At 67.1% G+C, this 17,523-nt stretch carries 17 protein-coding genes; 12 read left to right on the top strand and 5 right to left on the bottom strand.

Annotation, left to right across the window (positions count from 1 at the left end; all coding sequences use genetic code 11):
* Positions 1-232: 232 nt before the first annotated feature.
* Entirely contained in the window at positions 233-1,039 is an 807-nt protein-coding gene (gene cmrA, locus QOI01_RS33215) for a mycolate reductase (protein ID WP_526388003.1), read from the bottom strand.
* 33 nt (positions 1,040-1,072) lie between these two features.
* Here cmrA and QOI01_RS33220 point away from each other — a divergent pair, with 33 nt between their 5' ends.
* Positions 1,073-2,380 (top strand): MFS transporter, encoded by a 1,308-nt coding sequence (locus tag QOI01_RS33220; RefSeq protein WP_526388005.1) that lies wholly within the window; start codon positions 1,073-1,075, stop codon positions 2,378-2,380.
* Here the strand turns inward: QOI01_RS33220 and QOI01_RS33225 are convergent.
* On the bottom strand, positions 2,377-3,150 hold the full coding sequence (locus QOI01_RS33225) for an MmpS family transport accessory protein (protein WP_526388007.1): 774 nt from the start codon (positions 3,148-3,150) through the stop codon (positions 2,377-2,379). The genes QOI01_RS33220 and QOI01_RS33225 overlap by 4 nt on opposite strands.
* 156 nt (positions 3,151-3,306) lie before the next feature.
* On the opposite strand from QOI01_RS33225, the gene QOI01_RS33230 reads away from it, so the two are divergent.
* Positions 3,307-3,522 (top strand): hypothetical protein, encoded by a 216-nt coding sequence (locus tag QOI01_RS33230; protein WP_526388009.1) that lies wholly within the window; start codon positions 3,307-3,309, stop codon positions 3,520-3,522.
* Between the two features lie 16 nt (positions 3,523-3,538).
* Positions 3,539-3,694 (top strand): DUF6131 family protein, encoded by a 156-nt coding sequence (locus tag QOI01_RS33235; RefSeq protein WP_526388010.1) that lies wholly within the window; start codon positions 3,539-3,541, stop codon positions 3,692-3,694.
* Here the strand turns inward: QOI01_RS33235 and QOI01_RS33240 are convergent.
* The gene (locus tag QOI01_RS33240; protein WP_526388012.1) at positions 3,691-4,311 is read right to left on the bottom strand and encodes an SACE_7040 family transcriptional regulator; all 621 of its coding nucleotides are present in this window, start codon (positions 4,309-4,311) and stop codon (positions 3,691-3,693) included. The two genes, QOI01_RS33235 and QOI01_RS33240, sit on opposite strands and share 4 nt — an antisense overlap.
* A gap of 92 nt (positions 4,312-4,403) precedes the next feature.
* Between QOI01_RS33240 and QOI01_RS33245 the strand changes: the two genes are divergently transcribed.
* From QOI01_RS33245 to QOI01_RS33280, 8 genes are all read left to right on the top strand, one after another.
* On the top strand, positions 4,404-5,984 hold the full coding sequence (locus tag QOI01_RS33245; RefSeq protein ID WP_526388014.1) for a carboxyl transferase domain-containing protein: 1,581 nt from the start codon (positions 4,404-4,406) through the stop codon (positions 5,982-5,984).
* 2 nt (positions 5,985-5,986) lie between these two features.
* The gene (locus QOI01_RS33250; RefSeq protein WP_526388016.1) at positions 5,987-8,011 is read left to right on the top strand and encodes an acetyl/propionyl/methylcrotonyl-CoA carboxylase subunit alpha; all 2,025 of its coding nucleotides are present in this window, start codon (positions 5,987-5,989) and stop codon (positions 8,009-8,011) included.
* Positions 8,008-9,207 (top strand): acyl-CoA dehydrogenase family protein, encoded by a 1,200-nt coding sequence (locus QOI01_RS33255; RefSeq protein ID WP_526388018.1) that lies wholly within the window; start codon positions 8,008-8,010, stop codon positions 9,205-9,207. Before QOI01_RS33250 ends, QOI01_RS33255 begins: the two co-directional genes overlap by 4 nt.
* Positions 9,204-9,722 (top strand): MaoC family dehydratase, encoded by a 519-nt coding sequence (locus QOI01_RS33260; RefSeq protein WP_526388020.1) that lies wholly within the window; start codon positions 9,204-9,206, stop codon positions 9,720-9,722. The genes QOI01_RS33255 and QOI01_RS33260 overlap by 4 nt, the downstream gene beginning before the upstream one ends.
* On the top strand, positions 9,722-10,540 hold the full coding sequence (locus QOI01_RS33265; protein ID WP_526388022.1) for an HpcH/HpaI aldolase/citrate lyase family protein: 819 nt from the start codon (positions 9,722-9,724) through the stop codon (positions 10,538-10,540). The genes QOI01_RS33260 and QOI01_RS33265 overlap by 1 nt, the downstream gene beginning before the upstream one ends.
* 100 nt (positions 10,541-10,640) lie before the next feature.
* A complete protein-coding gene (gene pdhA / locus QOI01_RS33270) occupies positions 10,641-11,750 on the top strand; it encodes a pyruvate dehydrogenase (acetyl-transferring) E1 component subunit alpha (protein ID WP_526388024.1) in 1,110 nt (369 codons plus the stop codon).
* A 1-nt stretch (position 11,751) separates the two neighbouring features.
* On the top strand, positions 11,752-12,795 hold the full coding sequence (locus tag QOI01_RS33275) for an alpha-ketoacid dehydrogenase subunit beta (protein ID WP_526388026.1): 1,044 nt from the start codon (positions 11,752-11,754) through the stop codon (positions 12,793-12,795).
* Entirely contained in the window at positions 12,792-13,955 is a 1,164-nt protein-coding gene (locus tag QOI01_RS33280) for a 2-oxo acid dehydrogenase subunit E2 (protein ID WP_526388028.1), read from the top strand. The genes QOI01_RS33275 and QOI01_RS33280 overlap by 4 nt, the downstream gene beginning before the upstream one ends.
* Before the next feature lie 11 nt (positions 13,956-13,966).
* Here the strand turns inward: QOI01_RS33280 and QOI01_RS33285 are convergent, their stop codons facing one another.
* Entirely contained in the window at positions 13,967-14,719 is a 753-nt protein-coding gene (locus QOI01_RS33285) for an enoyl-CoA hydratase (protein WP_526388030.1), read from the bottom strand.
* 317 nt (positions 14,720-15,036) lie between these two features.
* Between QOI01_RS33285 and QOI01_RS33290 the strand changes: the two genes are divergently transcribed.
* Positions 15,037-15,537, top strand: a complete 501-nt coding sequence (locus QOI01_RS33290; RefSeq protein ID WP_526388032.1) for a DUF5994 family protein — start codon at positions 15,037-15,039, stop codon at positions 15,535-15,537.
* A 25-nt stretch (positions 15,538-15,562) separates the two neighbouring features.
* On the opposite strand, the gene QOI01_RS33295 is transcribed toward QOI01_RS33290, so the two are convergent.
* Positions 15,563-17,197 (bottom strand): fatty acyl-AMP ligase, encoded by a 1,635-nt coding sequence (locus tag QOI01_RS33295; RefSeq protein ID WP_526388034.1) that lies wholly within the window; start codon positions 17,195-17,197, stop codon positions 15,563-15,565.
* Between the last annotated feature and the right edge of the window lie 326 nt (positions 17,198-17,523).

Raw genomic sequence — 17,523 nt, forward strand, 5'->3', positions numbered from 1 at the left:
TCTCGATGCCGGAACCCGAGGGGCCGGGTGTGGTCGAAGAGGTGCTGAAGAGCTCGGCGTTCAAGAGCTTCATCCGGTCTGCGGCCACCGTGGCGGGCCGTGAGATCACCCGCAGCGTGTTCGGCACCAGCACGCGACGCCGCCGCTAGCGGTCTCTACGCCGAAATAGCATTCCCTGTCGTTGAGCCCCGCGCTCAACGACAGGGAATGCTATTTCGGCGAGCTGGGAGGTCTACTCGCCACCGAGCTTCTTGTAGACCGCGCCGACGATGGGCGTCACGATGGACCGCGGCGCGTAACCGCTCGCCACCGACATCGCCTTGGACGTCACCCCCGGAACGACGCGCATCTTGTTGCGCTCCAACCCATCCAGCGACAGCTTCGCGGTGTGTTCGGTCGAGATCCACAGGAAGTCCGGAATCAGCTTCTCGACGAGGGACTGCTCGTCCGGATTGGGCAGCTCGGTGCGCACCGGTCCCGGCGCCAGCACGGTGACGTGGATTCCGTGTGGCTTCACCTCGCCACGCAGCGACTCGCTGAAGGTGTTCACGAACGCCTTGGACGCGGCGTAGGTCGCGTTGTTGGGGATGGGCGAGTTGCCAGCCACGGACCCCGAGACGAGGATCCCGCCCGCGCGGCGCTTCACCATTCCCGGCAGCACCGCGAGCACGAGGTCGTGCACGCCGAGGACGTTGAGCTGAACCTGAGTCTTCTCGCCGTCGACGTCGAGGTCGACCACGGCGCCGAATGTGGCCGTTCCCGCGTTGGCGCAGAGGATGGAGACGTTGCGCTGCGCGAGCTCGGAGCAGAACTCGGCGCGTTGCGTGGGGTCGACCAGGTCTACGGGGCGCACCTCGACGGTGACGCCGTAGCGTTGGGTCAAGCGATCCGCCAGCGAGGTGAGTACGTCTCCCCGGCGGGCGGTGATGATGAGGTGGTGCCCGCGGGCAGCGAGTTCGGTGGCCAATGCCTCACCGATGTTCTGCGAGGCGCCGGTGACGACGGCGCGTGCGTCGGGACTGGGAGCGGGTACGGCCATGGGCACAATCGTAGGGACCAATAGAGTGCGTTCATGACCAGCCCCGTGACGGTTCCTCGAACCGCGGCGAGGTCCCGGGTCGTCGCGTGGGCGTTGTGGGACTGCGGCGCCACGGGCGTGAACGCGATCGTCGTCACGTTCGTCTACTCGGTCTACCTCACCCAACAGGTCGGGGCGGGACTGCCGGGGCCGACGACGCCCGCGAGCTGGCTCGGCCGGGTGCTGACCATCGCGGGCGTGTTCGTCGCGCTGCTGGCCCCGGCGACGGGGGTTCTCGTCGACGCGCCGCACCGCCGCCGCACCGTGTTGGCCGTCCTGACCGGAGTAGTGGTGGCGTTGACGTCCGCGATGAGCCTCATTCGCGCCGACTACCACTACCTGTGGCCTGGCTTGGTGCTGCTTGCGTGCACCGCGGCCTTCAGTGATCTGGCCACGGTTCCATACAACGCCATGCTGCGGCAGCTCTCCACGGCCGAGACGTCCGGGCGGATCTCCGGATTCGGTTCAGCGGCAGGTTACTTCGGCAGTGTCGGGCTGTTGGTCATCGTGTATCTGGGCTTCATCGCCGGTGACGGCGATACCCGCGGGGTGTTGTCGATTGCCCATGACGACGGCCAGAACGTCCGAGCCGCGATGCTTCTGACGGCTGCGTGGTTCACCTTGTTCGCGCTCCCGCTTCTCATCTCGGCCCGAACCCTCGACACGGAAGAACGCCCGCCTGCCGTTGGCATCCTCGGCGCCTATCGCGCGCTCTGGGTCGAGGTGAAGGGGGAATGGCGTCGCGACCATCACGTCGTGTACTACCTGCTGGCCAGTGCGGTCTTCCGCGATGGGCTCACGGGCGTGTTCTCGTTCGGCGCCGTCGTTGGCGTGACGGTGTACGGGGTGTCGTCGGCCGACGTGTTGCTGTTCGGCGTCTGCGCATGCGTGATCGCCGCGGTGGGTGCGGTCGTCGGCGGTCTTCTCGACGACCGCATCGGCTCCAAGCCCGTCATCGTCGGCTCACTGAGCGCGATGGTCGTCGTGGGAGTCGTCCTGCTGAATCTCTCGGGCGCCGTGGCCTTCTGGATCTGCGGGCTGCTGTTGTGCCTCTTCATCGGGCCTACCCAGTCCTCGGCGCGGACGATGATGCTGCGGATGTCGACCGAAGGCAAGGAGGGCGTGGCGTTCGGTCTATACACGACCACCGGCCGGGCCGTGTCGTTCCTCGCGCCGCTGTTGTTCTTCACCTACATCGACGTGTTCGGCAGCGACCGTGCGGGCCTGGCAGGCCTGGTCACCGTGCTGGTGATGGGACTGGTGGCCATCGTCGGGGTGCGCGTGCCGAGCCGCTCGAGCTAGCGCGTCCCCAGCGACGTGCACAACGTCAGGCCGGTGCCGGTGTTCTGCTGTGTCTCGGCGCCGTCGATCGTGATGGAGCAGGTGATCGGGCGACCGACGTTGACGATGCTGACGCTCGCCGAGCTGTTGGCCGCTCCGGTGAGCTGAACTTCCTTGTTCCACGGCAGCAGGACGTTGAACTCGGTCTGCAGGACGCCGCCACTGTCGAGGTACAGGATGCTTATCGCGCGGCCCTCGCCCGCGACCGAGTAGACGACCGTGTGGGTGCGGCTCGGGTCGGTTTGATCCGGCGGCAGAGCGGTGGTGGACGTCGTGGGCGCGGGAGTCGACGTCCGCGTGGTGGTCGGCGCGCGTGTGCTGGTCGACGGTTTGGTCGCGGTCGGTTCGATCGGAGTCTGCGGGGGTGCCACGACGGTGTCCTGCTGCGAACTGTTGACGATGACGAGGCCGATGACCAATCCGAGGACGATAAGCAGCGCCGTCGCCGCGAGGAGCCAGAGCCAGCGCCGCGGATTGGGGCCGCCGGGTTTCGGCGGCTCGGGAGGCGTCCCGCCGGGCGGGTTGGGCGCTCCGTACTGAGCCCCCGAATGGGGGTCCCAGCCATACGGGGAGTACGCAGGCAACTGTTCGGTGGGTTTGGGCCCATCGGGTGCCTGGTAGGTCGGTTGGTACGGCGATTGCTGGCCGTACGTCGCGCCGGGGTAGGCGGGGTAGTTATAGGTACCGGGGTGCTCTTGGCCCCACCCGTCGCGGCGTGATGGATCCGTCATGTCCACCTCATGTCTGCAGGGTACCTGCGCAGCGGACGGGGGCACCGTGCCCGCTTCCGCGTGACGGCGGATCTTCGCTGGCGGGTTTATCGCAATTGTCCGTCGGGTAAGCAGTGCCAACGCCGTCGTGGCGGACTAGGGACATGGAGGTCCAGCATGCGAGGTAGCGGAATCATAGGCACGATCGTGCTCGTCTGGTTGCTGATCGGAGTCTTCGCCGCGTACCAGCGGGACTATTTCAAGACTGCTGAAACCAATTGTGCAACAGCAGGAACCATTGCCTTGACGGTGGTCGCGGGGCCGCTGAACTACGCGGGTGCAAACCCGAAGGTGGCGAACTGCAACGTCAACGTCCCGCAGCCCAGCAAGTAATCGAGTAGGAGTCGACATGATCGCCCTGGGAGTAATTCTTCTTATCCTGGGACTTGTCTTCGGAGTCCCGATTTTGACCTACATAGGCGTCGTCGCGCTCGTCATCGGCGCGGTGTTCTGGTTGCTCGGAGCCGCAGGCCACGCCGTCGGCGGACGGCGCGTCTGGTACTAGACGGGGCGGGCTGAGACGAGGGCCGCGACGGTCATCGCCCTCAACACGGCCCGCGAGGACTCCGACACCGTCCCCGGCTTGACGCTGTGCGGGGTGGAGTTGAGCAGTCCGAACGTGGCGTGCGCCATCAGTCTCGCGTCGTTCTCGCCGAGTTCGTTCGACAGTCTGCGGAGCACGCCGACCCAGATCTCGACGTACTGTCGTTGCGCCCGGCGGACCTGACGCTTGGCGGCAACCGGCAGATGTGCGAGGTCACGGTCCTGAATGCGGATGAGATCGGGTTCGGAGAAGACGAAGTCGAGGTGGAAGTCGATCAGGTCGTCGAGTGCCACCGCGGGAGTCTCTGTGTTGGCGACGACGTCGGCGGCTCCCGCGAGCAGTCGGGTGCTGATGCCCACGAGGAGTTCGACGAGAAGTGCTTCCTTGTTGGGGAAGTGGCGGTAGATCGCGGGCCCCGTCACCCCGGCGGCGGCGCCGATGTCCTCGAGTCGGACGGCGAGGAAGCCGTGCTCGGCGATCAGTCGTTCGGCGGCCGCGATCAATTGCGTGCGGCGGTCGGACTTGGCCTTGCTGCGGCGCGTCTCCGTCGTGGCCGGCGACGTGGTCGGGACTGGCATATCCAGGCCTCCTCCCGCTGGTAGACATTTCGGTTAATGCTCACTAACATAGCATCAGTTAGTCATCATTAACTCAATTGGAACGGGTGGGCATGGCAACGCTCGTATCGCATCGCGAGCAACACCTGGCGCTGGTGGCGCAACTGCGCGAGAAGCTGGCCACGGCAGCGCTCGGCGGTTCGCCGCGGGCGCGGGAACGACACGTCAGTCGAGGAAAGCTCTTGCCGCGCGACCGCGTCGACGGGCTGCTCGATCCGGGCAGCCCGTTCCTCGAGTTGGCCCCACTGGCGGCCGACGGAATGTACGACGACGAGTGCCCCGGTGCGGGGATGATCGCCGGCATCGGCAGAGTGTCGGGTCGCGAATGCATGATCGTGGCCAATGACACGACGGTCAAGGGCGGGACGTACTACCCGATCACTGTGAAGAAACATCTACGCGCACAGGAGGTTGCGGCGCAGAACCGGCTGCCGTGCCTGTACCTCGTCGACTCTGGCGGGGCCTTCCTGCCCCGGCAGGACGAGGTGTTTCCCGATCGTGACCACTTCGGCCGGATCTTCTTCAACCAGGCCAACCTCAGCGCGCAGGGCATCCCGCAGATAGCGGCGGTCCTCGGGTCGTGCACCGCGGGCGGCGCGTACGTGCCCGCCATGAGCGACGAAGCCGTCATCGTGCGGAACCAGGGCACGATCTTTCTGGGCGGCCCGCCGTTGGTGAAGGCCGCCACCGGTGAGGTGGTGACTGCTGAGGAGCTGGGTGGTGGCGACCTGCATTCGAGGGTCTCCGGGGTGACCGACCATCTCGCGCACGACGATCGCGATGCGCTGCGGATCGTGCGGCGGATCGTCGCGACGTTGGGCCCGCGATCCGCAACCCCCTGGGACGTGCGGCCGACGGTCGATGCGATCGCCGACCAGAGCGAGCTGTACGACGTGGTGCCTACCGACTCGAGGGTGGCCTACGACGTGCACGAGGTCATCACGCGGATCGTCGACGGGCCTTCCCCCGGCGCTTCGCTTGCCCAAGGTGGTGACTTCGCCGAGTTCAAGGCGGAATACGGCACCACCCTGGTGACGGGCTTCGCCCGAATCCACGGGCACCCCGTAGGGATCGTCGCCAACAACGGCGTGCTGTTCGGCGAATCTGCCGTGAAGGGAGCGCATTTCATCGAACTGTGTGACAAGCGCTCGACACCGTTGCTCTTCCTTCAGAACATCGCCGGCTTCATGGTCGGTCGAGACTACGAAGCCGGGGGCATCGCCAAGCACGGCGCCAAGATGGTGACCGCCGTTGCCTGTGCGCGAGTGCCGAAGCTGACCGTCGTGATCGGCGGGTCCTACGGCGCAGGCAACTACTCGATGTGCGGGCGTGCGTATTCGCCCCGCTTCCTGTGGATGTGGCCCAATGCGCGGATTTCCGTGATGGGCGGCGAGCAGGCGGCCTCGGTGTTGGCGACGGTCCGTGGCGACATGTCACCGGAGGAGGAAGACGCGTTCAAGGCGTCGATCCGCGAGCAGTACGAGCGGCAGGGCAATCCGTACTACTCAACGGCACGGCTGTGGGATGACGGAGTGATCGACCCCGCTGATACCAGAACCGTTGTTGGTCTTGCCCTCTCGGTCGTCGCACAGGCTCCGCTGGAGCCGGTGTCCTACGGCGTCTTCAGGATGTGACCGTGAGTTTCGATAATCAGGGCGAGCGAAGCGACGGGTTGTTCGGCACCGTCCTCATCGCCAACCGCGGCGAGATCGCCGTGCGGGTGATCCGCACCCTGCGTGCCATGGGCATCCGATCCGTCGCGGTCTTCAGCGACGCGGACGCCGGCGCCCGCCACGTCGCCGAAGCCGACACCGCCGTGCGGATCGGTCCCGCGCCTGCCCGGCAGAGCTACCTGAACATCGACGCCGTCGTCGACGCGGCCCTGCGCACCGGCGCGCAGGCCGTGCATCCCGGCTACGGATTCCTCTCCGAGAACGCCGGATTCGCTACAGCGCTCGACGCGGCCGGAATCACGTTCATCGGCCCGCCCGCGGCGGCGATCCGGACCATGGGCGACAAGATCACCGCCAAGGCCACGGTGTCGGCGTTCGGCGTGCCCGTCGTTCCCGGCATCTCCCGACCCGGTCTGACGGACGCCGATCTGATCGGAGGCGCCGGCGAGGTCGGCTTCCCGGTGCTGGTGAAGCCGTCCGCCGGTGGTGGAGGAAAGGGCATGCGGGTGGTAAACCAGGCATCGGAGTTGCCGGCGGCCCTCGTCTCCGCTCGGCGTGAAGCGGCTGCCGCGTTCGGTGACGACACGCTCTTCCTGGAGCGTTACGTGTTGAGCCCCAGGCACATCGAGGTTCAGATCGTCGCGGACGGCCACGGTGGCGTCGTGCACTTCGGGGAACGCGAGTGCAGTCTGCAACGGCGGCATCAGAAGGTCATCGAAGAGGCGCCGTCGCCACTGCTCGACGCCGCGACCCGCGCGCGCATCGGCGCGGCCGCCTGCGACACCGCGCGCAGCGTCGACTACTCCGGCGCGGGCACGGTCGAGTTCATCGTGTCCGCGGACCGTCCCGACGAATTCTTCTTCATGGAGATGAATACCCGCCTGCAGGTGGAACACCCCGTCACGGAGATGGTCACCGGCGTCGATCTCGTCGAACTCCAGGTCCGCATCGCCGCGGGGGAGAAGCTGTCGCTGGCACAGGACGACGTCGTCATGCGCGGCCACGCCATCGAAGCCCGCATCTACGCCGAGGACCCTGCGCACGGCTTCCTGCCGACCGGCGGTGACGTGCTCGACGTGGTCGAATCACGACGAGCCAGGGTCGATTCGGGCATCCGCCCGGGGACCGTCGTCGGCAGCGACTACGACCCGATGCTGGCCAAGGTCATCACCCACGCCGACGACCGGCCGTCGGCTCTGCGTGCCCTCGACCGGGCCCTGGCCGACACCGCAGTCCTCGGCGTGACGACGAACGTGGGCTTCCTGCGGTTCCTGCTCTCCGACGCGGACGTGGCCGCTGGTCGGCTCGACACCGGGCTGCTGGACCGTCGGACCCCTGACTACGTGGCCCCCAACGCGGGTGATGCCGAACTGGTCGCCGCCGCCGCCTACCGCTGGCTCATCGGGTGGCGCGAAAGCTCCGATGGCCTGTGGGACAACCCATCTGGTTGGCGTGTAGGGGAACACGCTCCGTCGAGCCTTCGGCTGCGTGCGGGCGAGCGCACCGACCACGTCCACCTCGTCGGCAGACCGGAGTCCGCGGTGGCACGCATCGAGGACGGCGAGCCCCGTTCCCTGGTCGCGAGCCTCGACTGTCGCACACTGACCGTGACCTACGACGGCCTGCGCACCGAGTACGTCGCGGCCGCATCGAATGGGCGCATCTGGCTGGCTGGTGCCGGCCGCACGTTGGCCATCGACGAGGCTCCCGAAGCGGCCGTCCGGCCCGACGACGAACTCGGCGGTGACGCCGAACTCGTCAGTCCGATGCCGGGTTCGGTGGTCGCCGTCGGCATAGAAGATGGGGGGACGGCGGCAGCAGGCACCGTCGTCGTCACCGTCGAGGCGATGAAGATGGAACATGCTCTGACCGCGCCCGTCGACGGCGTCGTCGAACTACTCGTCGCCATCGGCGACCAGGTCAAGGTGGGTCAGCCGCTGGCCCGCATCACCGCCCACGCCCCTACGTCCGAGGAGACCCAGCCATGAGCGACTTTCTGTCCACCGGCACGCTGCCGGATCACTACGAACAGTTGGCCAAGACTGTCCGCGACTTTGCCCGCAGCGTCGTCGCGCCCGTCTCCGCGAAACACGACGCCGAGCACTCGTTCCCCTACGAGGTCGTGTCGGGAATGGCCGACATGGGGTTGTTCGGTCTGCCGTTCCCGGAGGAGTACGGCGGCATGGGTGGCGACTACTTCGCCCTGTGCCTGGCGCTGGAGGAACTGGGCAAGGTCGACCAGAGCGTGGCCATCACGCTGGAGGCCGGGGTGTCACTGGGCGCGATGCCGGTGTACCGCTTCGGCAACGACGCGCAGAAGCAGGAGTGGCTGCCGTTGCTCGCGAGCGGTAAGGCGCTTGGCGCGTTCGGACTCACCGAGGCGGGCGGTGGCACCGATGCTGGTGCCACCAAGACCACCGCCCGATTGGATGGGTCAACGTGGGTCATCAATGGCTCAAAGCAGTTCATCACCAACTCGGGCACCGACATCACGAAGCTGGTCACGGTCACGGCGGTGACCGGGGGCGCCGGTTCCCGAGGGCAGGAGCGAAGCGACTCGGGAAGTGGACTGGGCAAGAAGCAGATCTCGTCGATCCTGGTCCCGGTCCCGACGGAAGGTTTCACCGCCGAACCCGCGTACGACAAGGTCGGTTGGAACGCGTCGGACACGCACCCGCTGAGCTTCGACGACGTGCGGGTGCCGCAGGAGAACCTCCTCGGCGAGCAAGGGCGGGGCTACGCCAACTTCCTCCGGATCCTCGACGAGGGGCGTATCGCCATCGCGGCGCTCTCGGTCGGCGTCGCGCAGGGCTGCGTCGACGAATGCGTCAAGTACGCCAAGGAACGCGAGGCGTTCGGCGCGGCCATCGGGACCTATCAGGCGATTGCGTTCAAGATCGCCCGAATGGACGCCCGCGCGCACGTCGCCCGCACCGCCTACTACGACGCGGCGGCACTGATGCTTGCGGGCAAGCCCTTCAAGAAGGAAGCCTCGATCGCGAAGCTCGTCGCCAGCGAGGCGGCGATGGACAACGCCCGCGACGCCACCCAGGTCTTCGGTGGCTACGGCTTCATGAATGAGTATCCCGTCGCAAGACACTTCCGGGACAGCAAGATCCTCGAGATCGGCGAGGGCACAACGGAAGTGCAGCTGATGCTGATCGCACGGCAGGCGGGACTGTGACTGGAGAAGACGTGGTCTCCAAGAAGGTCATAGTCCAGCGTGGCCTGTGGTTCGAGGAGTTCGTACCGGGAGTGCTCTATCAGCACCGGCCCGGCCGCACCATCACCGAGGCCGACAACGTCTTCTTCACCACCCTGACGATGAACACCCAGGCCCTGCATCTGGATGCCGCGTTCTCGGATGCGCTGCCACCGTTTCACCAACGGTTGGTGAACTCGATGTTCACGCTGTCCACCTTGGTCGGACTATCGGTGGCGCAGTTGACCCAGGGCACCATCGTGGGCAATCTGGGTTTCAGCGACGTCGCGTTCCCCAAGCCGCTGTTTCACGGCGATACCCTCTACGCCGAGACCGAGGTGACCGACAAGCGCGAGTCGAAGAGCCGTCCGGGGGAGGGCATCGTCACGTTCGCGCACACCGGACGCAATCAGCACGGCGACGTCGTGGCGACCGCGTCGCGAAAGACCATGGTGCGCAAGCGTCCATGCCCCGAAGAAGATGGAGCGTCTTCCTGATGGCTCTGACCCAGAACGGACCCGGGTGGTTGTTCTGCCCCGCGGATCGCCCCGAGCGGTTCGCGAAGGCCGCTGCGGCCGCCGACGTGGTGATCCTGGACCTCGAGGACGGCGTGGCGGCCAGGGACAGGGAGTCCGCTCGGGCTGCGCTGTTGGACACGCGGCTCGACCCGGGCCGGACGGTGGTGCGGGTCAATCCCGTCGGCACGCCCGACCATGCGTTCGACGTCGAAGTCCTGGCACACACCGAGTACACCACGGTGATGCTCGCCAAGACCGAGACGCCGGATCAGGTGCGTTCCCTGGCGCCGCTGGATGTCGTGGTGCTGATCGAAACGCCCCTCGCTGCGCTGTCGGTCGCCGATCTAGCGCGCGTCGACAACGCGGTGGCCGTGATGTGGGGGGCCGAGGACCTCTTCGCCGTCCTGGGGGGCACTGCGAACCGGCATGCCGATGGAAGCTATCGCGACGTAGCCAAACACGTTCGTTCGCAGAGCCTCCTTGCTGCCAAGGCCTATGGCCGGCTGGCGTTGGACTCGGTGTACCTGGACATCAAGGATCTCGACGGCCTGCGTGCCGAGACCGACGACGCGGTGGCCGTGGGGTTCGACGCCAAGGTCGCCATCCATCCGACCCAGGTCGCAGTGATCAGGGCCGGCTACGAACCGGCCGACGCGCAGGTCGACTGGGCGCGGCGCGTACTCGACACGGCGCGCGATCAGCGCGGCGCCTTCCAGTTCGAGGGCATAATGGTGGATGCCCCAGTGCTACGGCGAGCAGAGCGCATCGTCACGTTGGCGCCACACCCCGGCGGCTGACGGACAAGCCTCCCATCAGAGGTCTGCTCTGACCGCCTCCGTGCTGAGCACCTCAGTCGCCTGACGGCGCGACCCGCCGCCAGTGACCCTAGGAGGCGGTATGGCCGGTTACGTTCAGGCATCCCCGACGCCCGACATCGTCGAGATGGAGCCGATACAGCTGGTCGCCCCGGACGGGACGCCGACCAGTGAGGGCCCAGGAGCCCGATACCGAAGAGACCGCCCGCCCGAAACCTTGGCCTGGCTCTACGAGTCGATGGTCGTGACCCGCGAGCTCGACACCGAGTTCGTCAACCTGCAACGGCAGGGCGAACTCGCGCTCTTCGCGTCGTGCCGGGGTCAGGAGGCGGCGCAGGTTGGCGCTGCCGCATGCCTGCGCAAGACCGACTGGCTGTTCCCGCAGTACCGCGAACTCGGAGCGTTCCTGGTGCGCGGTATCGCGCCCGCTCAGCTCGGCGCCGTGTGGCGGGGCCGGTGGCACGGGGGGCTGGAGTTCACCAAGAAGTGCTGCGCCCCGATCGCGATCCCCATCGGCACCCACGGCCTGCACGCAGTCGGTGCGGCGATGGCCGCTCAGCGACTCGGCGACGATTCGGTCACCGTGGCATTCATGGGCGACGGCGCGACGTCGGAGGGCGACGCGCACGAGGCACTGAATCTGGCTGCGGTGTTCGCCGCGCCCTGCGTGTTCTTCGTGCAGAACAACCAGTGGGCCATCTCGGTGCCGGTGCAACGGCAGCACGCCGGTCCGACGCTCGCCCACCGCGCCATCGGCTACGGCATGCCCGGCATTCGGGTCGACGGCAACGACGTGCTGGCCTGCTACGCGGTGATGGCCGAGGCGGCAGCGCGGGCCAGGGGTGGCGGAGGACCCACGTTCATCGAGGCGGTGACGTACCGCATGGGTCCGCACACGACGTCGGACGATCCGAAGCGCTATCGGTCCGAGGACGAGGTCGAAGCATGGCGGACAAGGGATCCCATCTCGCGCTATCGCGCCTACCTCGTGCGGCTCGGAGTGTTTACCGACCGGCTCGAGGAGCGCGTCGCCCATCGTGCGCAACGACTGCGAGCCGAGTTGCGCGATGCCGTCATCAACGAACCCGACATCGACGTCACCGAAGTCTTCGACACGGTCTATCACCGCATCCCGCCCGATTTGGTGCACCAACGCGACCAGCTGATCGACGAATTGGCGAGGGAGGCCTGAGATGACGCAACTGATAGAGCGACCCTTCGGCTTCGACGACGACGCGCCGGAACCGTCGCTCCCAGCCCTGCCGGTCCCCGCGACTTCGACCATGGCCCAAGCGATCAACCGCGCCCTGCACGACGCGATGGCCGCCGACGACCGAGTCCTCGTCTTCGGCGAGGACGTGGCCCAGCTCGGGGGCGTGTTCCGGGTGACCGAGGGATTGGCCGACACGTTCGGCGACGCCCGGTGCTTCGACACCCCGCTGGCCGAGTCGGCGATCATCGGCATCGCGATCGGCATGGCCATCCGCGGCTTCGTACCCGTGCCCGAGATTCAGTTCGACGGATTCGCCGCCCCGGCGTTCGACCAGATCGTGAGCCATCTGGCCAAGTACAGGATGCGGACCCGTGGCGACGTCGACATGCCCGTGACCGTGCGCATCCCATCGTTCGGTGGAATCGGTGCCGTCGAACACCATTCGGAGTCGACCGAGTCGTACTGGTTGCATACCGCGGGCCTCAAGGTCGTGGTGCCCTCGACCCCAACCGACGCGTACTGGCTCCTGCGGTACTCGATCGCCGAACGCGACCCCGTCGTCTTCCTCGAACCCAAGCGGCGTTACTGGACCCGGGAGTTCGTCGACACCACCAACCCAGCCGATCCCATTGGGCGCGCGGCAGTGCGCAGGATGGGCGATGACGTCACTGTCATCACTTACGGCCCGCTGGTGGCGACCGCGCTGAACGCCGCCGAGACATGCCCCGCTTCGCTGGAGGTCATCGATCTGCGCTCGCTCAACCCGTTGGACTTCGACACCATCGCGGCCTCGGTATGCAAGACGGGGCGCGCCGTCGTGATGCACGAGGGGGCCAGGACATTGGGCTTCGGCGCCGAACTCGCTGCGCGGATCTCCGAGGAGTGCTTTTACGACCTCGAGGCACCGGTGTTGCGCGCCACGGGGTTTGACACTCCCTACCCGCCCGCTCGGCTCGAGAAGCTCTGGCTTCCGGGTGTCGACCGACTACTGGACTGCGTCGAGAAGGCGATGAGCCAGCCATGAGCGAGGCAACCGTTCAGGACTTCCTGCTGCCCGACCTTGGCGAGGGCCTGGAGGACGCCACCATCACCGAGTGGTACGTCTCCGTCGGTGATGACGTCGCCCTCAATCAGCTGCTCTGCACGGTGGAGACCAACAAGGCCCAGGTCGAGTTGCCCAGTCCGTACGCGGGACGCATCACCCAGCTTGGCGGTCGCAACGGTGAGACGCTGCGCGTGGGAACGGTATTGGTGCGGATCGCGACGTCGGACACGCCCGCTCGTCGGCCGGTGCTCGTGGGATATGGCGCCGACGACACGATGGACAGTTCGCGGCGACGCGCCCGCGCCAAACCGCCCGTGCGCAAGCTGGCCGCCGAACTCGACGTCGACATCGCTGCGGTGGCGCCGGGTTCGGGTCCCGATGGCGTCGTCACCAGAGCCGACGTGCTCGCGGCGGCAGGCCCGGCCGCGCCCGAGGCCACGATGACTGGAGACGACGTCGCGATCACGGGCGTCCGGCTGGACATGGCGCGTCGAATGGCGTTGTCCAGGCGCGAGATTCCGGACGCGCATGCGTCCGTCCAGGTCGACTGCACCCGGCTCGTTGAGCTGCGCGACCGGCTCCGCACCGGCGGCGTGGAGACGATCACGCCGTTCGTGCTCGTGCTGCGTCTCCTGACGATCGCCCTGCGACACCACGGCGCGCTCAATGCGACGTGGTTGGACACGGTCGACGGGCCCCGCATCCACCTCCACTCGGCGGTTCACCTCGGATTCGGCGTCGCCGCTCCGCGTGGCCTGCTCGTACCCGTGGTGAAGGACGCCCACGCCAAGACGACGCGCGCGCTTGCCGACGAGGTCGGCCGGTTGATCGCCGACGCGCGCAGCGGCGGCCTCAAACCCTCGGAACTTCAGGGCTCGACGTTCACGGTGTCCAACTTCGGTGCGCTGGGTCTCGACGATGGCGTGCCCGTGATCAACCATCCGGAGGCGGCGATCCTGGGCATGGGTTCCCTCAAACCGCGGCCCGTCGTCGTTGGCGGCGACGTCGTTGCGCGTCCCACGATGACCTTGACGTGCGCCTTCGATCACCGAGTCGCCGATGGCGCCCAAGCCGCCGAATTCCTTGGCGAGCTACGCGACTTGATCGAGGCTCCTGACCTGGCGCTGCTCGACCTCTGACGAATCGCCAATCACCTGCGCTGCGCGGCGGCCAACCGCTCGGCGAACTCCGGCGACTCGATGGATACCGCCTGGGGGCCGATCTCGACGTCGACCGCGATGCGGTGCTGGTCGACGTCGACGGTGCCAGGGTTGGCGGTCGCCCGCATGGACGCCTTGGTCGCGAGAACGACACTGCGGGGAGCCGACGCGGGACCGGCTGCCAGCTCGCGGGCCGCGGCGACCGGATCGTCGGCGACCTGCAGTGCCAGGCCGTGGTCGACCGCGGCGGCGGCGTCGAAACGCATGCCGAACAACAGCGAGGCCCGTGCTACCTGCGGGCCGACTGCGCGCTGCAGCATCCACGTCGCACCGCCGCCGGGGTGGATGCCGAGTTTCTGAAAGCGCGGATCGAACAGGGCGGCGGGTCCGGCGATGCGAACGTCAGCTGCGAGCGCCAGGTTCAGCCCGGCGCCGACCGCGGGACCGTTCACGGCGGCGATGGTCGGAAGCGAGCAATCCGCCACGGCGAGGAAGCCGTCGTAGATCACCCGAAGGCCGTCCTCGGTTGCCGCACCCAGTGCCGTGAGGTTGGCGCCCGCGCAGAACGCCTTGCCCGCGCCGGTCACGATCACGGCGTGGACGTCGGGATCGTCCTCGGCCGCCTCCACGGCGGCGCGCAGTGCGGTGGAGATCTCGGCGGTCACCGCGTTACGGCGATCGGGATCGTTGAGCGTGATGAGAGCGACGCGGTCTTCGACATGCACCAGTACCAGATCGGACACGGGTCAAGGGTAGTGACCGGATGTATGCCTGCGATGGCGGGGCAAGGGTGGTGACTCGCCGCCTCGGACGGCACCGCACGCGATCTGCAGAATGGCGAGAGGCCGCGGCGTCGGCACCTCGTGCGTAGGCTCTGGGGTGAGCCGCTTCGTGGTCAACGATGAGTCGTGCGGGAAACCTCGCGCGAGTGACATCAACGTAGATCCGATCCGACTGCCGTTCCGCTTCGCGCAACGGCTTTTCAATCGCGAAGGATTCGCTTGATGGCCCGCAATCACTCCGCGTCGACCTCGACATCCGTGGCCACGACGGCCACGGCGTGACCAACGCGGCGTCGCGACGAACGGCGAGCCCGGTCCGCCTCACCCTCTGCGGTGAGCTCGGTCGTCGGGTCGATGGCGCCTGGTGGCCGCACAGCAACCGACTGGCCAGGGAACTGCCCGAACTCGTCGCCGTTCTGCACGGGCGGCTCGGCGAAGTCGTCGACATCTCGGTGAACTGGTCGTTGTCGGAGAACCTGCCGGATCTGAATTCACGCCACTGGCAGAACAAGCATCAGCATCTGATGGCCGTCACCGGCCGTGATGCCAGCGCTAACCTGCTGGTCATTCCGAGCCTGACGCCGGGCACCCTCGCTGGCCTGCTGTTGCGGATCGCCGCGGGCCTGCCTCTGAGCGCCGCCCACCAGGCCACGCCACTCTTCCGGACGGCCGCCGAGATCGTCGACGCGGCCAGGGCCGACGGCGGGCAGCGGGCCGTCCCGACGCCTGCGCCCAAGGACCTCAGCCGAGCCCGAGGCCGACGGAGTTCGACGCCTTGACGGGTGCCCGGTAGGTCGCTTCCGGTCAGTTGACGAGCGACAGCGCGTGCGCGCGCCGCAACTTCCCCGACGGCGTCTTCGGGATCACGCCCGGCTGGAGCACCACGACGTTGCGGGGCCGGACTGCGACGCTGGCGAAGACCTCGTGGGCCACCTGGCGCTCGATCCGGCGCACCTGCTCGGCGTCGGCGTGGTCATTGGATTCGACTGCGACGGCGAATGTTTCGCGTGACATACCGGCGTCGAGACGGACCGCGACGGAGCACCCCGGGCGGACACCCGACACACGGGTGGCGGCGCGCTCTATGTCGGTCGGGTAGATGTTCTTCCCGGCCATGATGATGACGTCCTTGAGCCTGCCGCACACGACGATGTCGTCGGTCTCGGTGAGGTATCCCATGTCGCCGGTGTCGTACCAGCCCATGTCGTCCTGGGCGGCGATGAAGCCGGCCATCGTGATGTAGCCCTTGGTGACCGGTTTGCCACGAACCTGGATGACGCCGACGGCGCGGGCTGGCAGCACGCTGCTGTCCTCGTCGACGATGCGTGCTTCCAGCCCGTCGATCGGCTGGCCCAGGGAAACGAGGCGACGGATGTTGCCCTTCGTGGCGGGCACGGCACGGTGCAGTACCGCCAGCAGGTCGGCGTCGACCTCGTCGACGACCATGCCGGCGCCGCACTTGGTAAACGAGACCGCCACTGTCGTCTCGGCCATGCCGTACGCAGGCACGATCGCCTCCCGCCTCAGCCCGAACGGCGCCCCTGCCTCGCAGAGATCCTCCACGTCGGCCGGGTCGACCTGTTCGGCCCCCGACAACGCCCATCGCAGCGACGAGAGGTCGAACTGGCCAGCGGTGGCCTGCCTTCGCAGTCGCTTGGCCAACAGGGTGTAGGCGAAGTTCGGCGCGGCCGTCATCGTGCCCTTGTACTTGTCGATCAACTTGGCCCACAGCAGGATGTCGTGCAGGAAGTCCATCGGCGTGACCTTGACGAGTTCTGCCCCGAAGTACATCGGCACGGTCAGGAAGCCCGTCATGCCCATGTCGTGGAAGCAGGGCAGCCAACTCACGATCACGTCGGTGTCTGGGTGGAAGTTCGCGCCGACGAACATTGCCTCGGCGTTGGCGACGATGTTGGCGTGCGTGATACACACCGCCTTGGGCATTCCGGTCGATCCGGAAGTTAGCTGCATCAGCGCCAGATCGTCATCTTGGGTGTCCAGTGGGTCGATCGGCTCATGGGCCAACAGTTGCTCGACTGTGAGCACTTCAATCCCGTGCTCGGCCAACACCGGCGCGGCCGGCATGAAGGGATCAGAGACGACGACCGCCTTCGCCTCGATCATGCCGATGATCTCGGTGGTCTCCTTGGCCCAGCGCATCAGGTCGGTGCGCGGCGTGGGCTGATGCAGCATCGTCAGACTGGCGCCACGCATCCAGATTCCTTGCGCGGTGGGGGCGATCTCAACGGGAGCGCCGGCGAGCACCGCTACGGCGTCGCCGTGTCCGATGCCCGCGGCGGCCAAGCCGCCCGCTATGCATCGTGAACGTTCGTGGACCTCGGACCAGGCATGCCTGACCGGTGTGTCGGGATCCCCGGTCGTCATGCCGTTGCGACTGGTAGTCGCATTGGCGAACATCGTCTCGGTGAATCTGCTCACGAAAATCCTTCGGGCTCAGGCGCGTTGGCGGCGATACTCAGTTCGATCGTCGAGCGTTCGTCCCCTATGACGAGCACCTTCAAGGAGGAAGCGCGGGGACTGGGCGCCATCGCCGCATGAGCAGCATGGATACATTCGGACGTTGCGAGCAACGACAAATGGGGAAGTGACCCCTTTCTGAATAATTCCCCAAGAGCCACGGCTCCACAAGGGAGAACGGGGCGCCGAGTACGTCGGACGCACTGACTGTACAGAATTAAGGGCGTTCTCAGTGTTTGGACGCACCAAAAGCATGCCGATTGACGCCTAGCCGTCACCTTGGCCCT

Origin of the sequence: Mycobacterium sp. (assembly GCF_032162605.1) — a bacterium.
Lineage (GTDB): Bacteria > Actinomycetota > Actinomycetes > Mycobacteriales > Mycobacteriaceae > Mycobacterium.